Annotated in this window: 19 protein-coding genes; 14 read left to right on the top strand and 5 right to left on the bottom strand. The window is 40.2% G+C overall.

From position 1 onward, the window contains the following. Positions 1 to 67: 67 nt before the first annotated feature. Positions 68 to 787, top strand: a complete 720-nt coding sequence (locus tag AC0IWT_RS01520; RefSeq protein WP_471795683.1) for a 3-keto-disaccharide hydrolase — start codon at positions 68 to 70, stop codon at positions 785 to 787. A gap of 57 nt (positions 788 to 844) precedes the next feature. Further along, positions 845 to 1,165, top strand: a complete 321-nt coding sequence (locus AC0IWT_RS01515; RefSeq protein ID WP_471795682.1) for a DUF4287 domain-containing protein — start codon at positions 845 to 847, stop codon at positions 1,163 to 1,165. 42 nt (positions 1,166 to 1,207) lie between these two features. On the opposite strand, the gene AC0IWT_RS01510 is transcribed toward AC0IWT_RS01515, so the two are convergent. From AC0IWT_RS01510 to AC0IWT_RS01500, 3 genes are all read right to left on the bottom strand, one after another. Then, positions 1,208 to 2,260, bottom strand: coding sequence for a glycoside hydrolase family 2 TIM barrel-domain containing protein (locus AC0IWT_RS01510; RefSeq protein ID WP_471795681.1), 1,053 nt, complete (start codon positions 2,258 to 2,260; stop codon positions 1,208 to 1,210). Positions 2,261 to 2,383: 123 nt separating this feature from the next. Further along, the gene (locus tag AC0IWT_RS01505) at positions 2,384 to 3,427 is read right to left on the bottom strand and encodes an NAD(P)-dependent alcohol dehydrogenase (RefSeq protein ID WP_471795680.1); all 1,044 of its coding nucleotides are present in this window, start codon (positions 3,425 to 3,427) and stop codon (positions 2,384 to 2,386) included. 128 nt (positions 3,428 to 3,555) lie between these two features. Further along, a complete protein-coding gene (locus AC0IWT_RS01500) occupies positions 3,556 to 5,055 on the bottom strand; it encodes an aminotransferase-like domain-containing protein (RefSeq protein WP_471795679.1) in 1,500 nt (499 codons plus the stop codon). Between the two features lie 41 nt (positions 5,056 to 5,096). Here AC0IWT_RS01500 and AC0IWT_RS01495 point away from each other — a divergent pair, with 41 nt between their 5' ends. Together AC0IWT_RS01495 and map are read left to right on the top strand one after the other, a co-directional pair. Beyond that, positions 5,097 to 6,962, top strand: a complete 1,866-nt coding sequence (locus AC0IWT_RS01495; protein WP_471795678.1) for a TonB-dependent receptor plug domain-containing protein — start codon at positions 5,097 to 5,099, stop codon at positions 6,960 to 6,962. 75 nt (positions 6,963 to 7,037) lie between these two features. Beyond that, positions 7,038 to 7,835, top strand: a complete 798-nt coding sequence (gene map / locus AC0IWT_RS01490; RefSeq protein ID WP_471795677.1) for a type I methionyl aminopeptidase — start codon at positions 7,038 to 7,040, stop codon at positions 7,833 to 7,835. Between the two features lie 66 nt (positions 7,836 to 7,901). Here map and AC0IWT_RS01485 read toward each other — a convergent pair whose 3' ends face one another. Together AC0IWT_RS01485 and AC0IWT_RS01480 are read right to left on the bottom strand one after the other, a co-directional pair. Next, positions 7,902 to 10,094 (bottom strand): catalase, encoded by a 2,193-nt coding sequence (locus AC0IWT_RS01485; protein WP_471795676.1) that lies wholly within the window; start codon positions 10,092 to 10,094, stop codon positions 7,902 to 7,904. Positions 10,095 to 10,107: 13 nt separating this feature from the next. Then, positions 10,108 to 10,659 carry a YciE/YciF ferroxidase family protein gene (locus tag AC0IWT_RS01480; RefSeq protein WP_471795675.1) on the bottom strand — a complete coding sequence of 184 codons (552 nt, stop codon included), beginning with the start codon at positions 10,657 to 10,659 and terminating at the stop codon, positions 10,108 to 10,110. Between the two features lie 281 nt (positions 10,660 to 10,940). Between AC0IWT_RS01480 and AC0IWT_RS01475 the strand changes: the two genes are divergently transcribed. The 10 genes from AC0IWT_RS01475 (at position 10,941) to AC0IWT_RS01430 (ending at position 21,458) form a co-directional block, all read left to right on the top strand. Further along, entirely contained in the window at positions 10,941 to 11,423 is a 483-nt protein-coding gene (locus AC0IWT_RS01475) for a CinA family protein (RefSeq protein ID WP_471795674.1), read from the top strand. 2 nt (positions 11,424 to 11,425) lie between these two features. Next, positions 11,426 to 12,100 carry a DUF6766 family protein gene (locus AC0IWT_RS01470; RefSeq protein ID WP_471795673.1) on the top strand — a complete coding sequence of 225 codons (675 nt, stop codon included), beginning with the start codon at positions 11,426 to 11,428 and terminating at the stop codon, positions 12,098 to 12,100. 102 nt (positions 12,101 to 12,202) lie between these two features. Further along, on the top strand, positions 12,203 to 12,703 hold the full coding sequence (locus AC0IWT_RS01465) for an ankyrin repeat domain-containing protein (protein ID WP_471795672.1): 501 nt from the start codon (positions 12,203 to 12,205) through the stop codon (positions 12,701 to 12,703). A 39-nt stretch (positions 12,704 to 12,742) separates the two neighbouring features. After that, entirely contained in the window at positions 12,743 to 14,308 is a 1,566-nt protein-coding gene (locus tag AC0IWT_RS01460) for an FAD-dependent oxidoreductase (protein WP_471795671.1), read from the top strand. A 211-nt stretch (positions 14,309 to 14,519) separates the two neighbouring features. After that, on the top strand, positions 14,520 to 14,879 hold the full coding sequence (locus AC0IWT_RS01455) for a response regulator (RefSeq protein WP_471795670.1): 360 nt from the start codon (positions 14,520 to 14,522) through the stop codon (positions 14,877 to 14,879). A 28-nt stretch (positions 14,880 to 14,907) separates the two neighbouring features. Then, complete coding sequence (locus AC0IWT_RS01450) at positions 14,908 to 15,105, top strand: hypothetical protein (RefSeq protein ID WP_471795669.1); 198 nt, start codon at positions 14,908 to 14,910, stop codon at positions 15,103 to 15,105. A 60-nt stretch (positions 15,106 to 15,165) separates the two neighbouring features. Continuing rightward, positions 15,166 to 15,663: a hypothetical protein gene (locus AC0IWT_RS01445; protein WP_471795668.1), complete on the top strand. Its 498-nt coding sequence runs from the start codon at positions 15,166 to 15,168 to the stop codon at positions 15,661 to 15,663. 111 nt (positions 15,664 to 15,774) lie between these two features. Continuing rightward, positions 15,775 to 16,845, top strand: a complete 1,071-nt coding sequence (locus AC0IWT_RS01440) for a sensor histidine kinase (RefSeq protein WP_471795667.1) — start codon at positions 15,775 to 15,777, stop codon at positions 16,843 to 16,845. Between the two features lie 87 nt (positions 16,846 to 16,932). Next, positions 16,933 to 19,866 carry a CheR family methyltransferase gene (locus AC0IWT_RS01435; RefSeq protein WP_471795666.1) on the top strand — a complete coding sequence of 978 codons (2,934 nt, stop codon included), beginning with the start codon at positions 16,933 to 16,935 and terminating at the stop codon, positions 19,864 to 19,866. Beyond that, entirely contained in the window at positions 19,863 to 21,458 is a 1,596-nt protein-coding gene (locus AC0IWT_RS01430; RefSeq protein ID WP_471795665.1) for a PAS domain-containing sensor histidine kinase, read from the top strand. Before AC0IWT_RS01435 ends, AC0IWT_RS01430 begins: the two co-directional genes overlap by 4 nt. Positions 21,459 to 21,462: the final 4 nt, after the last annotated feature.

Here is a 21,462-nt window from a genome sequence, read left to right as displayed (position 1 = left end):
CGCAATTTATTAGAAATAAATAAATTCAAAAACTATTTGTTACTTTCGAAATAAAAATCGAAATCAAATGAAAAGAGCATTAATAATTTTCTCGCTGTTTACAATCTTTTGTACTGCAGGTATGGCCCAAACGCCTAACACTTTAACAAAAAAAGAAGTGAGACAAGGTTGGAAATTACTGTTTGACGGCAGCACCACCAAAGGTTGGCATACCTACCTTCGTGATACCGTAGGCTCGAAATGGACGGTTCAGAATGGAGCTATCGTTTTCGACCCTAGCAAACCGAGAAATGGTGGAGGCGACATTGTAACAAACGAAGCTTATGAAAATTACGAACTTAACCTGGAATGGAAGATATCAAAAGGTGGTAACAGCGGAATTATTTTCGATATACAGGAAGACCCAAAATTTAGGGCTACTTATTTAACAGGACCAGAAATGCAGGTTTTGGATAATATTGATGCTGACGATAACAAAAAACAAAATCACCTGGCAGGTTGCCTTTACGACATGTCTGGCGATGCAACAGTATCAAAACCGAAGCCAGTAGGCGAATGGAATAAAGTAAGATTAATTCAAAACAAAGGCCATTTAACTTTCTATTTAAACGGTGTTAAAACTTTCGACGGGCAAATTGGAAGCGAAGAATGGAATAAACTTGTTGAAAACAGCAAGTTTAAAGACAAAGCATTTTCAAACTTTGCGAAAGTAGCCAAAGGAAAAATTGCTTTGCAAGAGCACCCGGGTTCTAGTCAGTGGAGAAATATTAAAATTAAAGCCTTATAAATCTTTTAAGTGAATAAAGAACCCGTTGCAAAATTGTAACGGGTTTTTTTGTCCTAAATGCAACCGCTTTTTGACTTGTTTAGCATCACCCGTAACGGTAACTTCTCCTTATTTTTAAGCCTGCTAATCTATAACTTAATTAAGAAGATGTCATTCCAGGGGTATTTAAAAACCATTAAAGAAAAAACAGGACTAGGCCCTGAGCAGTTAAAAACTAAAGCAGATGAGAAGGGTTTTACCGAAGCCGGAAAACTTAAAGCAACAGTTAAGGCCGGCGAAATTGTAAATTGGCTTAAGGAAGAATACAATCTCGGCCATGGCCATTCGATGGCAGTTTACGCACTGTTGAAAGGTATAAAAGATGAGAACAGTAAATAAAAATTGCCTCAAGATTATCATGAGGCAATTTTTTAAAGTTTGTTACTCTCTTTGATTTAATAACCTGATGGTTTTAACTTCATTTTCGCTGAAGGGGGTTTTTTCTTTTCGATATATGTCATGGAACCATAGTTCGGGCTCTTTTCCACCTGGAATTGGTGTATCCCAGGCAAAAATTGTATTGGTTTTGCCCGATACAAAACCCCAGTTGATGGCACCAACTTTTTCAGTTTTCAACATGGGCAAAATGGTTTGAAAAAGGCTTCCATTTTTACGAGCCATGTATTCTGTACAAACGAGCGGTTTGTTGTAGCTTCTCAGCTCCTGGATTTTTTTCTGATGGGTGTCTATATACCCGTAATGGTGGTACGTTATGATGTCAGAATTTTCGAGTTGAAATTTGTTTAGCTTGTCGAAATTTGAACCGAAACTCCAGATGCCGGCCGTAAGTGGCTGAGCGGGATTAACAGCCTTTGCCCAATCAAAGGTTACTTGTAAAAGGTTTAAGCTTTTATCCACGTAATTACTGTTCCCGGGCTCATTGTACAAATCCCACATCACAATTCTATCATCGGTTTTATGAGCATTTAAAATGTCTTTTACATAGGCTTCCAACATTTTCAAACTGTCGGGGTTATTTCTAATATCAGTGCCAGGGTCTCTAACCCAGCCACTATTGTGCACACCGGCTTTTGGTTCGGGTTGTTTTCCGGCGGCATATTTATCGTTCCAGCAATCATCAAAAAACACAAGTATCGTTTTAATTTTATGTTTTGATGAAATATCGAGATATTGGTTCAGCCTTTTCTTAAATCCTTCTTTGTCAGAGGTCCAGGCGATGTGATGCAAAAATACACGCATGGTATTAAATCCTAATTCCTGGGCCCAACCCAATTCTTTATCAATTGTAGCCGGGTCGAAAGTTGCAGCCTGAAACATTTCGAGTTGATTAATTGCTGTAGCGGGCTGATAATTGCAACCCGTCATCCAGGGCTGTTTTTTATACCAGGCATTTGCCTGCTCGGTTGTCCATCTGCTTTGCGCAAAGGTTGCGCTAAAAAGCAAAGCCGCAAGAAAAGTAAAAAGATATCTCATAATTAAATTTTAGTAAACTAATTTAACTAAAACGTTTTAATTACAAAATTTTAAATAATAAAACCCTCGAAAACTATGTTTCGAGGGTTTCGGTAAAAAACTTAAGAATAACTGTAAAACGAGTTATAAAGTTGCCATGTCTATAACAAAACGGTAGCGAACATCACCTTTTTGCATTCTTTCATAGGCCGTATGGATGTCTTTCATATCAATCATTTCGATATCAGACACGATATCGTTCTCCGCACAGAAATCCAGCATTTCCTGGGTTTCTTTAATGCCGCCAATGCCAGAACCTGCGAGGCTTTTTCTGCCACCTAATAAGCTAAACGCAGCAATCTCTGCCGGTTTTGGTGGTACACCCACGCATATATGCGTTCCGTTGGTTCTTAACAACGACAAATACATATTGAAATCGTGTTCTGCAGAAACGGTATCCAAAATAAAGTCGAAAGTGCCTTTAGCTTCTTTTATTTGAGCAGGGTCAGTAGTTACCACAAAATGGTGTGCGCCTAATTTTTTAGCATCTTCCTCTTTATTCGGCGAAGTGCTTAAAACAGTAACATCAGCGCCAAAAGCAACACCGAATTTAACCGCCATGTGTCCTAAGCCGCCTAAGCCTAACACGGCCAACTTGTGTCCTTTACCAACTTTCCAATGGCGTAACGGCGAATAAGTTGTAATGCCCGCACACAATAATGGCGCAACTGCTGCTAAATTTAAATTATCAGCGATTTTGAGAACGAATTCTTCTCTAACAACAATGCTATCAGAATAGCCACCATAAGTTGGGGTTTTACCATCTCTTTCCAAACCGTTGTATGTCTGTGTATTTCCTTCCAGGCAATATTGCTCCAAATCCTGCTTGCAATTTTCGCAAACCTGGCAAGAATCTACCATACAACCGGTTCCAGCTAAATCGCCAACTTTAAAATTTTTAACGTGGTCGCCCACTTTTACCACGCGACCAACGATCTCATGGCCTGGAACCATCGGAAAAATGCCCGGGAACCAGTCATTTTTAATCTGATGCAAATCCGAATGGCAAACGCCACAAAAAAGTATCTCGAATTGTACATCATGCGGCCCAACCTCTCGGCGTTCAAAATTCCAGGGGGCTAAATCCGTTTCAGCACTTTGTGCTGCATATCCTTTTGCTGCTATCATATCTTTTAATTATTACTATACCTCAACAAATATAATCGCCATTTGTTAAGCAAGTATTACACATTTCAAGAAATGATTACGATTTTCAAACATTCGGCCTTAATTTGGCAAGCCAAAACTAATTCCCGCTAGTTATCCAAACTGTCAACTGAATTTGCCAGTATGTTTATTGCTGCTTTCATCTCGGCATAATCGAAGTTACCGAAACCCAATCTTGTAGCCGTTAAATTTCTATTCTGGTACAAACTTATTTTCGGGAGGAAAAGGCCATTTTCTGCGCATTTTTTTTTCAGCTTAGCCAAATTGGGGTGGTCTGCCCACTCTATCCAAAAAGCCAATCCACGGGATGGCGTGATAAACATAATGTGTGCTCCTAACTGCTCGGTGAGTAAACCTGCAAACCAATCCCTCCTTTGCCTGTAAATTTTCTTACTCTTCTTTAGAACGCGGTGAATCTCACCATTTTCTATCCAGCTTGTAAGCACTTGCTCCTTTATGTTATCCACACCAGCCGATAAAATTTTGTGATGCTTTTCTAACTCGATAATAAAAGATTCGGGTGCGGAAACAAAGCCGTAACCGAAGCCTGCCGGCAGGGAACGTGCCAGGGAGCCTACATAAATGACATTGCTGTTTGTATTTAAAGCTGCTAACGGCAAGACGGGATTGTTATCAAAATGAAAGTCGAATTCGTAATCATCCTCCACGATGATTAGGCCAAATTCTTCAGCCAGTTCCAATAGCTGAATACGCCTTTTAGCACTTAAGGAAACAGTTGTTGGGTAGTGATAAACCGAGGTAAGATAAAGTATTTTGATTTGCTGACCGGCACAAATTTGTCTTAACGATTCAATTTTTATTCCGTCTTCATCAACAGGTACAGAAATAATTTCTGCGCCACTATCTGATATAGTCATGTTCGATAAATAATAGCTTGGCGCAGCAACTACAACCTTATCTCCCGGCGAAATTAGTATTTTGAAAATTAAATACAGGCAGATTTCATGGCTGTTCGTGCTGAACAAGTTCTCTGCAGAAATCCGCAGGTTGCGGGAAAGGTTCAAAAAATTTGATAGCTGTTTTTTGAAATTAACATGTATCAGCTGGGAATTATTATTTTTCGGATTGTGATGTTTTAGTTTCGAAACATACAAGCGGGCGAGTGTATCGTAAAGCATCAAACTTTGGTCGGGCATACCATCATTAAATTGCAAAGGCAAATCACTGATTTCGGTCGGGTTTTCCAGCAAAGCTGAGCGTACGAAACTCAATTCATTCGCTTGTGAGGAAACAATCTTCCTTGGGGAATTTAGCACACCAGCGTTTTTGTCGTGTTTTTGGCTAGACAAAACGAACACGCCCCTGCTCGGAAAAATCTCGATAAATCCCTGCGCTTCCAGTTCATGAAACGCTTTGATGAGCGTATTGCGGTTAATCTTTATTAGCTTACAAAGAATTCTGGTTCCGGGTAATTTGGTGCCCTCTGGCAATAAACCTAACTGTATTGCCTTAATAAAACTAAAAGTAATCTGCAAATAAACCGGGTTGGCATCATCTTTATCAATGGTTACGAAACTATTAAAAGGAATTTGAACCGGACTATCCATTTTATCAGAACTGGTATACATTAGTAGTACGGCAATATACTACTTTTGAGAAAAATTTTAGCATGAGAAAAATCTACCTCGCACTAATGGTATTGATGAGTACGAGCCTGGCGGCACAACAAAAGCAAGATACCGTCATCACCATGAAAGAAGTTGTGATAAATGAAAACGGTTTCAGTACGCCAATATCGAAGCAAAACCGAAACGTTTATACGATTGATAAAGCAACTATAGCGAAACTTCCTGCCCGGAGCATTCAGGAAGTTTTACAGTATGCAAACGGAGTAGATTTAAGACAGCGGGGGCCTTTTGGTGGCCAGGCCGATGTTAGCATAGACGGTGGCAGTTTTGAGCAAACCGTTGTGCTGCTAAACGGAACGAAAATAATCGATTCGCAAACCGCTCACAATACGTTAAACCTGCCAATCCCGATTGAGGCCATCGAAAGAATTGAAATCATCCGCGGACCTGCTGCAAGAATTTATGGTATTAATAGTTTAACAGGTGCCATAAATATTATCACGAAAAAGCCTGTAAAATCGGGATTGTTTTTGGATACCCATGCCGGCTCAAATTTCGAAAAAGACAACGAAGGTTCGGGGAAGACATTTTATAACGCCGGCATTCAAATCGGCGCAGTTTTGGCGAAAAAGAATAATCAGCATTCAATTTTCAGTTCATACGATAAAAGCAATGGTTACCGCTTTAATACACAATTCGAAAACGCCAAAATATTATATCAGGGCGGTTTTCAGTTTGATGGTTCAAATGAGTTAAATGCCTCGCTTGGCTATACCCAAAACGAATTTGGCGCAAATGGCTTCTATGCTGCTCCTGGCGATAAAAATTCAGTGGAAAAAGTACAAACTACTCTTGCTGCATTACAATCGGTACACAGATTATCGCCAAAATGGACTTTGATGCCACGATTAAGCTATAGATATAATTTTGATGATTACCGTTATTTTGGCAACGTAAACCCGAATGCCGGCGTGAGCAAACACAGCACAAATACCATCGCGGCAGAAATTACCAGTACATATAAAAGTGATAATGGCGAACTGGCGCTTGGTGTCGAAGTGAGAAGTGAGGAAATAAACTCATCGAATATTGGGAAACACGAACGTGAAAATGTTGGAATATTTGCACAATACCGGATGGATTTATTAAGCAACTTAAATGTAAATGCAGGCACCTACCTGAATTACAACTCTGCTTATAAATGGCAGCTTTACCCTGGTTTAGATGCTAGTTATACTCTTAGCGAGGCATTTAAAATTGTTGGAAACATAGGTACAAGTCAGCGCATTCCTTCTTTTACAGACCTTTATTTAAACCAACGGCCGGGAAATATAGGAAATGCAAACGTTGAGCCGGAAAAAGCATTTCAAAGTGAAATTGGGTTTAAGTACTTTAAGGGTAATTTCAATTTTACATCTAGCCTTTTTTACAGAAACATAGATAGATTTATTGACTACACCAGGGTTGCTACCACCGATCCATTCGAGGCAAACAATGTTGGCAAAATGGCCACAAATGGTTTAAATTTAAGGGGCAATTACAACCTAAGCGTTTCAGAAAATTCAAGAATAAATTTTAGTGTAGCTTATGCTTACCTCGATTCGAAGTTTAAGGATATGGAGGTCGGAAAAGCCTATAAGTATCAGTTGTCGTCATTAAAGCACCAGGTTACAAACACTGTAGATTTCAGCTGTCGGGGTTTTTCTATTTTGCTGGCCACACGTTTTAATCAGCGAATTACGGGCCCTTCTTATTGGGTAAGCGACGCGAGGATTAGTCAGGGCATTAAACATTTTACCATTTACCTGGACGCTCAGAATATTTTCGACGCCAGTTATGTTGAGATTGGGACCATCCCGCTGCCATCTCGTTGGTTAAGTTTAGGCGTAAAATTCGTTACTTTCTAATACAAATCTCTGTTTTGTAAGGCTATTGGCTTCTTCATTTCTCAGAATGAAAAACTTATTTGTAATTTTGCGCCAATGATTTTTTATAAAACTGACGAACAAGTAGAGCTGATGCGAATCAGTGCACTTTTGGTAAGCGAAACACTTTCGGAGATCGCAAAAATTTTACGCCCAGGATTAACAACCATAGCAATTGATAAATTGGCTAATGAGTTCATTTTGGACAATGGCGCTGTGCCATCATTCTATAACTATCAAGGTTTTCCTCACCACATTATTACCTCTTTAAATGATGTTGTTGTACACGGTTTTCCTGGTAAAGAAGAATTAAAAGACGGCGATATTCTTACGGTTGATGTTGGTGTGATAAAAAACGAGTACCATGGCGATCATGCTTATACTTTTGTAATTGGCGATGCGAGCGATGAGGTTCTGAATCTCGTAAAGACAACCAAAGAATCATTATTTGTTGGTATTAACGAAGCTGTTGTAGGTAAGCGCTTAGGCGATATTGGCTTTGCGATACAAAACCACAATGAGAAACAAGGGTTTAGCGTTGTGCGGGATTTTGTTGGCCACGGACTAGGAAAAAGCATGCATGAAGATCCTCAGGTGCCTAATTACGGCAAGCGAGGTTCGGGATTATTGTTGAAAGAAAATCTGGTGTTAGCAATCGAACCCATGATAAATCTGGGTAAAAAAGATGTGTTTATAGAAAAAGATGGCTGGACGGTAAGAACTGTCGATGGCAAAGCCTCTGTTCATTTTGAACATGATGTTTGCGTAAAAAAAGGTAAAGCACTAATCTTATCGGATTATACACCCATCGAAGCAGCAGAAAAAAACAACGAGAACCTGAAATATATAGGTTAACTCTATTAACAGCTGAATATATTAAAAGATAAAACCCGGGCATCAACCCGGGTTTTATTTTATAGATTAAGCAGGAATTTTTCTTGGGACTTCGCGATCCCAAAACCGGTGTGCAGCTATCATGCGCTCAAACAACGTCATAATTTTCGACACGGTATCAGTTACCAGTATGCCCTCCTTCAAAACCGTTTCCTCCGTATAATCGGCAGGAAGTTTTTTATAGAAATAGGTTGCCTCCAAAACCTGCATCGCAGATTCATCGGCGGCAATGGCTTTACAGTGTTTAAATGCTTCGTTTAAAAAATGTACCGCATTCGCATCTGCTTCTAAAGTAGCCGAGCTATTTGTTCCGCCAGGTAAATAAACCGCATCATAAAGTACTGAAGCCGCCGTTAAGAAGCTCTCATCTACCTGTATTTTTTGATCTTCTTCCGATATTATTTCACCAAGCTTCGGAGCAATAATGTGCACAATTGCACCTTTTGCTACTAATGCATCCTTAACATTGCTCAAAGCTTTTCCACTCACACCATCGGCAGCTAAAATGGCTATTTTTCGGGTAGATATGGTATCTTTTACTGTATTTGCCATACTTAATGGCGCCGATATCGCTATACTTCCCTCCTTTTGTATCGGGGTATAATCCTCAACGTTAGCATCAGCAGGCACACTGTTGTTTAATTCTTCCATCGGGATATCCTGAACGTGCAACCCAAGTGCGTAGGCTACAGCCGCAGCCAGCGCCTTATCTACCTTGGCAAGTAAGCCCAGCATCCGTTGCCTGATGGGAATCATCTTTACTTTTCCGAGTTCAAAACTAAATGCATCGATTAAATGGTTTTTTTCAGCTTCAGACTGGCTGTTTAAAAACAGGCGTGCCTGTGAAAAATGGTCGAAAAAGCTCCGGCTGCGTGCCCGAACTTTCCTGGCATCTATCCGTTCATTATAACTAACAAAACCGCCATCAGCCGCAGTAGTTTGCTGGGGCATATTCGATGCAATACCATTAGGGCCATAACTGGTTTTTCCCCGGTTAATGGTTTGGCGCATATAGCCATCCCGCTGGTTGTTGTTTACCGGCACAACAGGGCGGTTAATCGGAATTTCATGGAAGTTTGGTCCACCAAGACGAATAAGTTGGGTATCCGTATATGAAAACAAACGGCCCTGCAATAGCGGATCGTTTGTAAAATCGATGCCCGGCACAACATGACCAATGTGGAAAGCAACCTGCTCGGTTTCGGCAAAAAAGTTATCGGGGTTTCTGTTGAGTGTCATTTTACCAATGCGTTGCACAGGCACCAACTCTTCAGGGATAATTTTCGTCGGGTCGAGCAAATCAAAATCGAATTTAAACTCATCTTCTTCGGGCACAATTTGTACACCGAGTTCCCATTCCGGAAAAGCACCAGCCTCAATAGCATCCCATAAGTCTCTCCTATGAAAATCAGGATCTTTACCCGAAATATTTTGTGCTTCATCCCAGGCTACGGAGTGTACACCTAGTAATGGTTTCCAATGAAACTTAACAAAATTTGACTCTCCTTTGGCGTTAATTAAACGGAAAGTATGAACGCCAAAACCTTCCATCATGCGGTAACTCCTCGGTAAAGCTCTATCGCTCATCAACCACATAATCATGTGTGAAGACTCAGGTAATTGTGAAATAAAATCCCAGAAGGTATCGTGAGCAGAAGCTGCCTGCGGAATTTCATTATCAGGTTCAGGCTTAACGGCATGCACAAGATCGGGGAATTTTATGGCATCCTGAATAAAGAAAACAGGCATATTGTTACCTACTAAATCAAAATTCCCTTCCTGCGTATAAAACTTAACTGCAAAACCCCGCACATCCCTGGCCAAATCTGTTGAACCTCTGGAACCTGCAACTGTAGAGAAACGCACAAAAACAGGCGTTTCTATCCCGGGATCACAAAGAAAGGCTGCCCGGGTTAAGTCAGACAAATCCTCATACACTTTAAAAACGCCGTGTGCGCCAGAACCCCTTGCATGTACAACACGCTCCGGAATACGTTCATGGTCGAAATGGGTAATTTTTTCTCTAAGGATGAAATCTTCAAGCAAACTCGCACCCCGGTCGCCAGCTTTCAGCGAATTTTGATCATCATTTATTTTTACGCCATGATTAGTCGTCAGTTTTTCGCCCGGACCATCAGCTACAAAGGCTTCTAATTTTCTGGTTTTTTCATTCTCCAACTGCACAGCATCGCCGTTGTTGGTTATTTTCTTTTTTGCCATAGTGTTTTTTTTCTTATACTTCTTCGCTCGCCTTGTAATTAATTTCATTTCCTGCAATGTCAGAAAGCTTGCTATCAGCAGTTTTTTCTTCAGCAAGGGTTTGCTCTAAAATATCTGCCACTTCAGTTAAGGCTAAGGTGCCGGCGAGCTGAAAAAGTCCGTTATAGGATGCAATTTCATAATGCTCTACTTTTTGGCAAGCTAAAATAATTCCAACGTCTCTCGTGGCTGTTCCTGCCTCGGTTTCTTCTATAATACCTTCACCTTCTTTGGTTAAGCCTTCCATTGCATCGCATTTTTTAGCGATTGCTGGCTCGTTAAGCAATGTAAAAATTTCTTCAAGCCTGGTAACATGCCCTTTAGTTTCTGTTAAATGAGCTTCGAGTGCGGCAGCCAGCTCTGGTGAAGTGGTAGCAGAAATCATTTTTGGAAGTGCTTTTACAAGGTGATTCTCCGCCCAGAATAAATCGCGGATACCATCTATAAAAAGTTCTTTTAACGGTGATATTGTCGCTTCATTAGTTTTGGTGCTTAGCTTCGGTGCACCTGTCTCTTGTTTTTTCATGGTATATTTTGTTAGGAAGATTATTTCAGAACGGCTCCGGCATCATCTCAATCATGATTCCGCCCAAGCCTGTGCTTTTCTTTGTTAATCGTTTATAAAAAAACTCCTTTTTTCATTAATGGTTTTACTTTTCTACGGGAATTAATACGGTACTTATACCTACCCCGCCGTGTAAATACTTAAAATCCATTTACAACTAAAGGTTTTAGCAGTGGCTACAAACATCCCTTTGTACAAAATGTTTATGTTGAACTATCATTTAACAAAAAACCCCATCCATTATGAATAAGGAAAAACTACATTTGGTGGGCAGGCTACTCATAGAAAACAAACTAACCGTAGCCTTCGCCGAAAGTGCTACCGCCGGCCGGATAACATCAGAATTTTCGCTGATAGATGATGCCGGAAAATTTCTAAAAGGCGGAATTGCTTGCTACGACGCGGCAATTAAGGAAAGTCTTTTAGATGTTCCTCACGAACTCATCGAAAGGTTTACCCCCGAATCAATGGAAGTTACCAAAGCCATAGCTTATGGTCTCGATAAACGTATCCCAGCAGATATCTATGTTGGCATCACCGGACTTACTTGTCCCGGAGGTAGCGAAACCGAACAAAAACCAGTCGGCACCATGTTCATTTATGCCTGCAAACACCTGGAGCACATTTTTTCTGAGCGAATGAATTTTAACGGCGACCAGGAAGATATTGTAAAGGCAAGTGTTGAACGCTGTGCAGAACTGCTTTACGATAACCTAAGAACTTAACGATGGGCGCACTAAAACGAACAGGTAAAACCTGGCTCTACCGCAATAGTCTTTCGGTATTCTTTATCGGGATATTTCTGCTCACACTCGCCGCCCAGGCTTTAACAGGTTGGAACGAACATAATAATGAGCTTGAAGAACTTGGCGCAAAAGCGATTTCTTTACCGAAATACCTGTCGAGCGGTCATTTTATTTCGGCAACATTCGAAAATTTTGAAAGTGAATTTCTTCAAATGGCGCTCTATGTAATGCTTACTATTTCCCTCAGGCAAATTGGCTCTGCAGAATCTAAAAAAATTGATGAGGCTGAAGACGTAGACCGCGAACCGAAAGCTCATTCGGCGGCACCGTGGCCTGTAAGAAAAGGCGGCTGGGTACTTAAACTGTATTCAAATTCCCTTTCAATAGTGTTCGCTTTGCTTTTCATTACCAGCTGGGTGCTTCATTTTTATGGAAGCTGGCAAGACAACAATGTAGAACTGATGCTTAAACATAAGCCCTCTATAAATATGTCGACTTACCTAGGCCAGGCAAACTTTTGGTTTGAAACCTTTCAAAACTGGCAAAGCGAGTTTCTGTCTGTTGCTTCAATTGTTATCCTTACGATATTTTTAAGGCAGAAAGGTTCGCCAGAATCAAAACCGGTTGATGCACCAAACCTAGAAACCGGCAAGTAAATTAAACAACAAATAACCACCACGCTTCGCCATTGCGCCGAATAAAAAATTGATAAAACTAAAGGACTTAAAGTCGGGTTTAACAAAAACATTATCTTAACTATGGAAAACATCAATCAACTGATAATCCCTGCTTCAAGGCTCGGCGAAATAGAAGTTATTCAAGAACTGATAGAACGGGGTGTCGATATCAATTTTCGTGATGAGAAAGGATACACGCCACTAATTATTGCATGCTACAATAACCAGCTTAAAGCTGCTGAACTTTTGTTATCAGCCGGTGCAGATATAAATGCAGCCGACCTTGGTGGCAATACCGCTTTAATGGGCGCTAGTTTTAAGGGTTACCTCCCAATTGCAAAGCTTTTGGTTGCCAACAAAGCCGACCTTAATCTACAACACGGAAATGGTGGCACCGCATTGATGTTTGCCAGTATGTTTGGCCGAAATGACGTGTTAAGCTTTTTGCTGACCGCCGGAGCCGACACAACAATTGCAGACAACCGCGGCCAGACCGCTTACGATTTGGCAGCTATGCAGGGAAATTCTGAAGGGTTAACCCTGCTGGAAGAACACTCCGTTCGCTGCAACGAAATACCATAAACCCCAAAGCCCCTTCACTTAAACATTGAGTAAATAATTATGGAAGCTACGCATCTACAATCCATTCGCCGTGATGGCACGAAAGAAAGTATTTGGCAAACAGCCGAAAAACAAAGCATTACTACTAATTCCAGCCTTACAGGAAAGGATATTTTTGATGTTATTATTATTGGGGGCGGAATAACTGGGATTGCCACAGCACTCAACCTACAGCGTGAAGGTAAAAAATGTCTGCTCATCGAAGCTAAAAATCTTGGTTTTGGAACTACCGGAGGCACTAGCGCACACTTAAATACCTTTTTTGATGCTACCTACCCAGAAATAGATAGCGACTTTGGCAAAGACGCCTCGAAACTAATTGCAGCTGCCGGAAAACGTATGATTTTGGCAATTAAAGGCAATATTGATAGTTTGGGAATTGATGCTGACTTTAGTTTTCATGATGGCTATTTATTTTCGCAGGATGAAAAAGAGACTAAACAACTCAAAAAAATACTTGAATCCTCGGTAGAAGCAGGTACTGAAGTTCAAGAAGCCGATACCAATGGAGTTGGGATAGCATTTGACTATTCGGTAAAATTTAGTAATCAGGCGCAATTTCATCCGCTAAAATACATCAATAGCCTTGCCAGAGCTTTTGAGGCCCTGGGCGGGCAAATTTTAGAAAACACCTTTGTTTCTGATACCAAATTTTTGGATGGTATTCACCAGGTAAAAGCTGCAGATAAATCATTTAGCGGCAGGAATATCGTTTGGGCAACTCACATTCCGCCGGGCATAAATATTTTATCGCTCCGGAACGCACCTTACCGAAGTTATGTACTCGCTGTGCAGCTATCGGATGGAAATTATCCGGCTTGTCTTTCATACGATATGAAGGAACCTTACCATTATTTCCGGACGCATGAAATTGGAGACCAAAAATATCTTTTGGTTGGAGGTGAAGACCATAAAACCGGACACGATGACCCGGAACAGGCATTTGCCGCATTGGAAACTTATGTGAGGCAAAATTTCGCCGTCGATTCCATCGGTTATAAATGGTCTTCGCAATATTACGTGCCAGTAGATGGGCTTCCATACATTGGTAAACTCCCCGGCGCTGAAGAAAACATTTATGTTGCCACAGGTTTCAACGGAAACGGAATGATTTTCGGTACGCTATCAGCCGAAATCCTAACCGATCTCATCTTAAACAGGCAGAACGAATTGTCTGAACTGCTGAGTCCATCGAGGTTAAAACCAGTTGCCGGTTTTACTGAGTTTGTTAAAGAAAATGCAGATGTTGCCTACCACTTCGTTGCAGACAGGTTTAATAACGAAGCCTTGGAAACTTTGGATAAACTCCCGAAAAATGAAGGCCAAATTGCCAAATTTGATGGTGAACAACTGGCGATTTATAAAGATGGAGATGGAAAAATCAGTGCATTAAGCCCGGTTTGTACGCATGCTGGTTGTATCGTAAGTTGGAACACAACCGAAAAATCATGGGATTGCCCTTGCCACGGCGGCCGATTTTCAGTAGACGGAGCAGTGCTTACCGGGCCACCAAGAGCCGCTCTGAAAAAAGTTAACATTACTAAAAATTCCCAATCTGGAGAATAATTAAGGTGCTCATTTTAGTAAAGAAAGGAGTAAAAAACTGCGCAACGGTTAGCAGGTATTTAGAGCAAATAGTTGTGGTGAAGTACGTAAAATATGCCTTAGAACTACGTTTTCTGCCTGGATGATACTTTTGGTATGTTTCAAAGTGGTAATTTGGATTTAAAATTAAGCAAGCCAAAATCTGCTAATCCCTATTACTAATTTAATCGAAATGAATTCAAAAATTCTGGTACTTGATGATGACCTGAGCAATGCGGATGCGATTAGGTTAGTACTCGAGGATTGTTCCTTCAATGTTCGCAGCATTTCTTTGGCCGAAGAACTAAGCAGCGCTGTACAAGAATTTGAACCCGATTTAATTGTGATGGATATTCTGCTGGACAAAGGTGACGGACGTGAACTTTGTAACGCTTTGAAAACAAACCAGCGTACCTGTCATATTCCCGTGCTGCTTATTACTGCAATGTTAGAAACCCAGGCAAAAAGGATTTTTAACCTGGCCGATGATATCATTTACAAACCTTTCAGTTATAATAAACTTTACACCAAGGTTGCCAGCTTGATAAACTGACAATTAAGCACTCCAATTATTTAAGAATATGAGAACCGGACAAATTCTTTCGTTCAATAAAAAAGCAGGTATCGGCTTGATTCGGGATACCAACGATGAACACATAAAATTTTATATTGAAGACTCTAAACTGCATCCGGTTCGGGGCGATAACATCTCCTTTGAAATTGGCTTTCGTGGCGGTGCCTTAATAGCTAAAAAACTCAAGCTGCTAACAACCTCTTGAAATGATCGAACTTCTGGTTAAGGCCAGCGCTCGTTAAAGCTCCAGTTTAAATAACAAATTATGAAAGCATTTAACGTGGTATTACTTACCGCAATAACATTGTTTTTTCTCGGCTGCCATAAAGCTGATGTTGCTTACAAAATGGAAAGTAACACATTTGCGGATAGTGTGGTACAGAAGCAGCTTTTTAGTCGGCAATTAACCGGGCTTATGTCTACTGTCTTTCAATCTGCAAAGGCGACAGATATCGCAAAAAACCGCGTTCACAATATAAACAAATACCTTGCGGAGGTAAACAAAATGGCTGATACCGGTTCCGTGCAAATTAGCGAAGAACAAGCACAGGCGTTTAATGTTATCCAAAACTTATCGCCCGAAGCGCAAAAAACTGAAATTTATCGTTTGTTACTTTCTATAGATGAGGAAATTTTAGCCCTGCATATTAAAGCTACGGGCTATCTGGGTTTGAAAGACCAAACCTTAAGAAACTGGGCTAATGAAAAAGTGCCCTTTATTCAGGCTGGTATAGCTGAATTAGCGTTACTAAAAACACCGTAATTAAATACAAAAAAGTATTAACACGGGTTATTCATAGGCATTTCGCTTTGAATTTCGGGTATATAGCCACTAAGGTAATTTGCTACCTTGCGAACTTTCCTATTAAAAAAAATGATTAAAAATAGTGCGCTTTCCCTTCATTGTATGGCTGAGCATGATGCTCAATTGTACTTTATATTAGATGTTAGTACCTCGCAGTTTATTTATCGAAACCAGGCTTTTCTCGATTTTTTTGAAACCGTTGGCAACAGCGACAACATCAACCAGCTGCTCCACTTAATTCATCCTGATGATTTTGATTACTTAAATAACCGCTACAAAGAAATCGCTCCGGGCAGTTTTAAGAACGACATCGAATTTCGAATTGTTTTAGAACAAAAAGTTTACCATCACAAACTCACTATTTTTGTTGAAAAGGAAGAGCCAAATGTTGTTTGCGGCCGACTTGCAGATGTTACAGAACAGAAGCTGTACGAGTACAAACTGCTGGAGTTTATGAATAAAAAAAATGCGGTACTAAACATCATCAGCCACGACCTTGCAGGTCCGCTTGGCTCAATACAAATGCTCTCTACCCTACTTGCCCATCATTTAAAAGAAGCTAAAAATGAGCAGGTTACAAAAATTATTTCGATGATTGAGGCAAACAGCAAACGAGGAATTAAAATGATTCAGGAATTTATAAAAAAAGAATTTTTAGAATCTGCCGGTGTAGAACTTCAAAAGAAAAGGGTCAATCTCGTAGAAAGAATTGAACAGATTTTCAGTGAATACAAATCTTCAGAACTACATCTAAATATCAATTTCGCGTTTGATTGTGGCTATACCGAAATTTATGTAATGATTGATGAAGTAAAGTTTATGCAGGCCGTAAATAATTTACTTTCGAATGCGATTAAATTTACCCCGGATAATGGTACGGTTACGTTAAAACTGACCAAAAATGAAGGCAAGGTATTGTTAGCCATCGCTGATACCGGCATCGGCATTCCAAAAAAGTTTCATGAAAAGCTTTTCGATAAATTTAACCTAGCGGGCCGGGTTGGCCTGCGGGGCGAACATTCCGTAGGCCTCGGTATGTCTATCATCAAAACCATTATAGAATGGCATAAAGGCAGTATCTGGCTCGAATCGGAAGAAAAGCAAGGCACTACATTTTTTATTGAGCTAACTGAATGTTAAGTATATTTACTAAAAAACGTGCCGAGTAACCAGAGATCGGCAATATTGGTTAAATTAGCAGCATCAAGGTAATTTGACCGTCTCAGAATGAAAAAACAACAACAGATAACACCGGGCAGGTTTCAGATTCGTAGCGAAGAACAAAGCGCTACAGCAGACCAAAACGCATTTCCAATAGTTGGAATAGGCGGAGCAAATGGCTCTCTAACCGCTTTCGAGAGTTTTTTCAAACACATGCCCAACCAATCGGGAATGGCTTTCGTTATCGTCATCCATCAGGATTTAAACGAAGAAAAAGATTACCTAAACCTAATCACCTCATATACATCGATGCCTGTTACAACAGCCGAAGATGGAATTGAAGTGTTTCCAAACCATGTATATCTTGCACCAAAAAATGTAGATATCGGTATTCATCAAGGGCATTTATTGCTTTTTAAACCGTCAAGGGACAAAGGTGCGCACATGTGCATCGATCATTTTTTTCAAAGCCTGGCCGAAGACCAGTGGAATCTGGCCGTGGCAATCATTTTTTCAGGTCTCGGTGCCGATGGAGAAACCGGAATCAGGATGATTAAAGAAAAGCTGGGGATGACGATGGTTCAGGATCCGGAGCATGCCGAATTTCCGAGTATGCCAAAAGCTGCAATGAAAACGCAGTTGGTAGATTACATGTTGCTACCAGAGGAAATGCCATCCAAAATTATTCAATATCTGAATCATCCGGCGCTGATACAACCTTTAGAGGATGAAACCAGCACCAACAGATCGAATAAGGTACATATCCAAAAAATATTGATGTTGCTGCGTTCGCATACAGCGCATGACTTTACACTTTACAAAAAAAATACCATCTCGCGGCGCATCGAAAGGCGTATTGCTTTCCATCAATTACCTGATTATGGTAGCTATGTAAACTACCTTCGCGAGAATCCGTCGGAAATTGATATATTGTTTAATGAACTTTTAATCGGCGTAACGAAGTTTTTTAGAGATCGCCAGGCATTTGACGTTTTGCGAGATAAGCTCCATGCGCTGCTACAACATAAAGACCCATTAGAACCCATACGCGTTTGGATAGCTGGCTGCTCTACTGGCGAAGAGGCATATTCTATTGCGATTTTACTAACCGAATACCTGGATACGCTACCGCTCAAAAGAAAGCCAAAAGCACAAATTTTCGCCACAGACCTTGATGCCAACGCGATAGAACTGGCGAGAACAGGATTTTACTTCTCAAACATAGTTTCAGAATTAAACCCGCAGCAGCTAGAGCGTTTTTTTGTTAAAAAGAACAATGGCTTTATCGTAAAAAAGGAAATCAGGGAAATGATTGTGTTTGCACAACACAACCTGATTAAGGATGCCCCTTTTACAAGATTGGATTTACTTTGCTGCAGAAATGTAATGATATACCTTACAACGGAACTGCAGAAAAAAATCATACCAATTTTCCATTACTCATTGAATGTGAATGGTTTGCTGTTTTTAGGACCTGCCGAATCTGTAAGCAGTTTTCATGATATTTTCTCGAATGTAGATTCTAAGTGGAAAATTTATGAACGTAAAGAAGGCGTTTCCTCATTAGGAAAGTTGCTGGATTTTCCATTCCATATTGCGAATCAGGATAAACTTGCCAAAACAGAAGTTGCACTGAAAAGCAGTCAGAAAAACCCAATTGCAGAGCAATTTAATAAAGTACTTTTAACCAGTTACACGCCTCCATCTTTGTTGCTGAACGATAAAGGTGAAATATTGTACATAAACGGAAATACCGGAAAGTTTATACAGCTTCATCCTGGCGAAGCGGTGATGAATATTAACAGGATGATTAGAGAGGAGCTTAAGTACGTAATGGGGAATGCCCTGCACCAGGCACACACAAACAAAAGCAAAGTTGAAATCCATGATTTAAAAATCAAAGAGCAAGGGAAACAATACCTGATAGGGTTTACGGTAGAGTATTTAAGTGACCCCGAATTGCAGGCCTTGCTTCTGGTAACCTTTAATGAAAAGCCAGCAGCCAGAAAATTGCCTAAAAAACTGCACAGCAATTCCATAAGCGAGGGTGCGGTAGAAGAACTGGAGAAAGAGTTAACATACACAAAACAGCAACTTCATACCACTATTGAGCAAATGGAAACCTCGCTCGAAGAACTAAAATCTACCAACGAGGAGCTGCAAAGCACTAACGAAGAGTTGCAAAGTACAAACGAAGAAGCACTTACAACCAAGGAGGAAATGCAATCGTTGAATGAGGAGTTGATGACGATAAACCTGCAATACCAAACAAAGGCAGAAGAGTTGATTCAGCTAAATAATGATATGAAGAATTTGCTCGACAATATTGAGATTGGCACCATATTCTTAGATAATCAGCTTAATATTCTGCGGTTTACGCCACAGGTTACAAAACTCTTTAATGTAATTTCTACTGATGTTGGCCGCTCGATAACCCACATTGTTTCGAATTTCGAGTATCCATCGATAGAAGACGCAATAAATGAAGTGATAGAAACACTTGTTGGTAAAGAGCTTGAAGTAAAAACGAAAAGAAACGAGTGGTATAACTTACGGATAATGCCTTACCGTACGATGGATAATTTTATAAATGGCGCCGTTTTAACCTTCACCAAAATTACGCCAATAAAATCCATGAATGCGCAGATAAAGGGACTGCTAAAGTACACGCAATCTGTTATAAATAAAATAGCAGAGCCTACTGTTATTTTAGATGCAGATAAAAAAATATTGGTTTACAACAACCCATTTATAAAGCTGTTCCATTTTACGAGCACAGAAATTAGTGAACTTTCCTTTCTGGAAATTGTTAATAATATGTGGCAGCTAAAGGAATTATCAGAAAAACTTTTAGACGAGTCGCTCACAGCATCAGCACTATACATCCAGCACCACTTTAATGGCATTGGGTTGCTGAAACTTAGGGTATCTATGGAGCGCATTGACACGCCACCTGGCGAAACTTACATCTTGATTTTAAAATTTATAGAAGAAAATTGAAGAAACAAGCCGAAATAGCGAGAAAAGCAGTTTTAAGCACACTGAGAAATAGAGCCGAAGCCCTGTTAAATAAATCAGGGCAGCAAACTGAGAATGATGGGAAAGATGAACTTGCTATTCTCTTGAATGAATTGGAGATTTATGAACTTGAGCTTGAAATGCAAAATGATGAGATCAAAGCCTCTTATTACGAGCTAGAACTTGAGCGCCAAAAATTTGCTGAATTGTTTAATGCTGCTCCTATCGGTTATCTAATTTTAAATCAAAACGGAGTTATTGCCGAAATTAATGATGCCGGGGAAGTTTTATTGGATTTTAAATCAAAGTCTGTAGCTAACCGCACGCTCGCTGGTTTTATTTATCCCGATGATCGCTATGATTACTACGGTTTTATAAACAGATTAAATGCTCACCCAAACAGGGCTCAATGCGAAGTAAGGATATTTTCAGTTAACGAGGAAATCAGGTATGTCCGTCTGGATGCCTCACTCGTCGTAAATTCAATTTCGGATGAAAAGGTGTTTTACATCACCATGCACGACATCACGGATTCAAAAAAAGTACAGGAGCAAATTAAGGAAACAACAGATCGCTTAAACGAAACATTACAGGCTTCGTTAACCGGAACTTGGCGTTACAAGCCATACACGAATACTTTCCATTTAGACTTATTAAGCAGGAGGATTTTTGATGTTGGAGATGACCTGGAAAAAATGACGGTCGATAAGTTGTTAACGATTATTATTGACGATGACAAACAAAAGCTGACAACTGCATTTGAGAGTGGAACTAAAGAAGTTGATGTTGAACTTAGAATAGAAACTCGTTTAGGTGAAGCAAAAACGATTTTGTTAAAAGGGAATGCCAGCTCAGGCACCAGTACATATAATCACTTTTCGGGGATAATTGTAGATGTATCTGCCCGGAAAAAAATATTTAATATTGAGGAAGAGCTTAAACAGGCAAACCAACGGTTAATCCGTAGGACCGCAATTGAGGCCCAGGAGAAAGAAAGAGATAAAATAAGTGCTTCGTTACACAACAGTGTTTGCCAGATACTTTATGGCATTCGGTTTAACATCAATCATTTCCAGAAAAAAGAATTTCCGGGAACAATTTTAAGCAGCATAAACGAACTTTTGGATTTGGCGATTAAAGAGTTAAGAACGATTTCTGTTGAACTTAGCCCTTCCATTCTGAAAGATTTCGGTTTTGTTTCAGGTATAAATGATATGGTTGCCAGATTGGGCAATTCTGGCTTCAAAGTGTCTGCAACGGTAGATTCTGGGGCCGATCTTTTACCAGAAGAAACTCAGCTCTATGTATTTAGAATTATTCAGGAGCTTTTAAACAATAGCATAAAACACTCTGGTGCGCAGGCAGCAACCCTTACGGTTAGCATAGCCCAAAAAGAAATTACCATTATTGTAAGTGATGAGGGTAAGGGACTACCCGAAGACACGGACCAGGCGTTGAAAAGCGGTTCTGGCATTAGAGGAATAAAAAACAGGGTTTCACTTTTAAACGGAACCTTAGACATATCAAATCAAGAAGGTGCCAAGTTCACCATTCGTTTCCAACAAAGCGATTAATAAA

This window comes from Pedobacter sp. AC464, from assembly GCF_979253075.1.
Note: the sequence above shows the minus strand (reverse complement) of the source record. Positions and strands in the feature narration are given on the sequence as shown.

Excerpts from the sequence above, each read along its gene's own strand:
- AC0IWT_RS01510 (WP_471795681.1), bottom strand. The coding sequence starts at position 2,260 with ATGAGATATCTTTTTACTTTTCTTGCGGCTTTGCTTTTTAGCGCAACC.
- AC0IWT_RS01450 (WP_471795669.1), top strand. The coding sequence starts at position 14,908 with ATGAGAACCGGACAAATTCTTTCGTTCAATAAAAAAGCAGGTATCGGC.
- AC0IWT_RS01520 (WP_471795683.1), top strand. The coding sequence starts at position 68 with ATGAAAAGAGCATTAATAATTTTCTCGCTGTTTACAATCTTTTGTACT.
- AC0IWT_RS01485 (WP_471795676.1), bottom strand. The coding sequence starts at position 10,094 with ATGGCAAAAAAGAAAATAACCAACAACGGCGATGCTGTGCAGTTGGAG.
- AC0IWT_RS01470 (WP_471795673.1), top strand. The coding sequence starts at position 11,426 with ATGGGCGCACTAAAACGAACAGGTAAAACCTGGCTCTACCGCAATAGT.
- AC0IWT_RS01505 (WP_471795680.1), bottom strand. The coding sequence starts at position 3,427 with ATGATAGCAGCAAAAGGATATGCAGCACAAAGTGCTGAAACGGATTTA.
- AC0IWT_RS01495 (WP_471795678.1), top strand. The coding sequence starts at position 5,097 with ATGAGAAAAATCTACCTCGCACTAATGGTATTGATGAGTACGAGCCTG.
- AC0IWT_RS01455 (WP_471795670.1), top strand. The coding sequence starts at position 14,520 with ATGAATTCAAAAATTCTGGTACTTGATGATGACCTGAGCAATGCGGAT.
- AC0IWT_RS01445 (WP_471795668.1), top strand. The coding sequence starts at position 15,166 with ATGAAAGCATTTAACGTGGTATTACTTACCGCAATAACATTGTTTTTT.
- AC0IWT_RS01515 (WP_471795682.1), top strand. The coding sequence starts at position 845 with ATGCAACCGCTTTTTGACTTGTTTAGCATCACCCGTAACGGTAACTTC.
- AC0IWT_RS01460 (WP_471795671.1), top strand. The coding sequence starts at position 12,743 with ATGGAAGCTACGCATCTACAATCCATTCGCCGTGATGGCACGAAAGAA.
- AC0IWT_RS01440 (WP_471795667.1), top strand. The coding sequence starts at position 15,775 with ATGATTAAAAATAGTGCGCTTTCCCTTCATTGTATGGCTGAGCATGAT.
- AC0IWT_RS01475 (WP_471795674.1), top strand. The coding sequence starts at position 10,941 with ATGAATAAGGAAAAACTACATTTGGTGGGCAGGCTACTCATAGAAAAC.
- AC0IWT_RS01465 (WP_471795672.1), top strand. The coding sequence starts at position 12,203 with ATGGAAAACATCAATCAACTGATAATCCCTGCTTCAAGGCTCGGCGAA.
- AC0IWT_RS01500 (WP_471795679.1), bottom strand. The coding sequence starts at position 5,055 with ATGTATACCAGTTCTGATAAAATGGATAGTCCGGTTCAAATTCCTTTT.
- AC0IWT_RS01480 (WP_471795675.1), bottom strand. The coding sequence starts at position 10,659 with ATGAAAAAACAAGAGACAGGTGCACCGAAGCTAAGCACCAAAACTAAT.
- AC0IWT_RS01435 (WP_471795666.1), top strand. The coding sequence starts at position 16,933 with ATGAAAAAACAACAACAGATAACACCGGGCAGGTTTCAGATTCGTAGC.
- map (WP_471795677.1), top strand. The coding sequence starts at position 7,038 with ATGATTTTTTATAAAACTGACGAACAAGTAGAGCTGATGCGAATCAGT.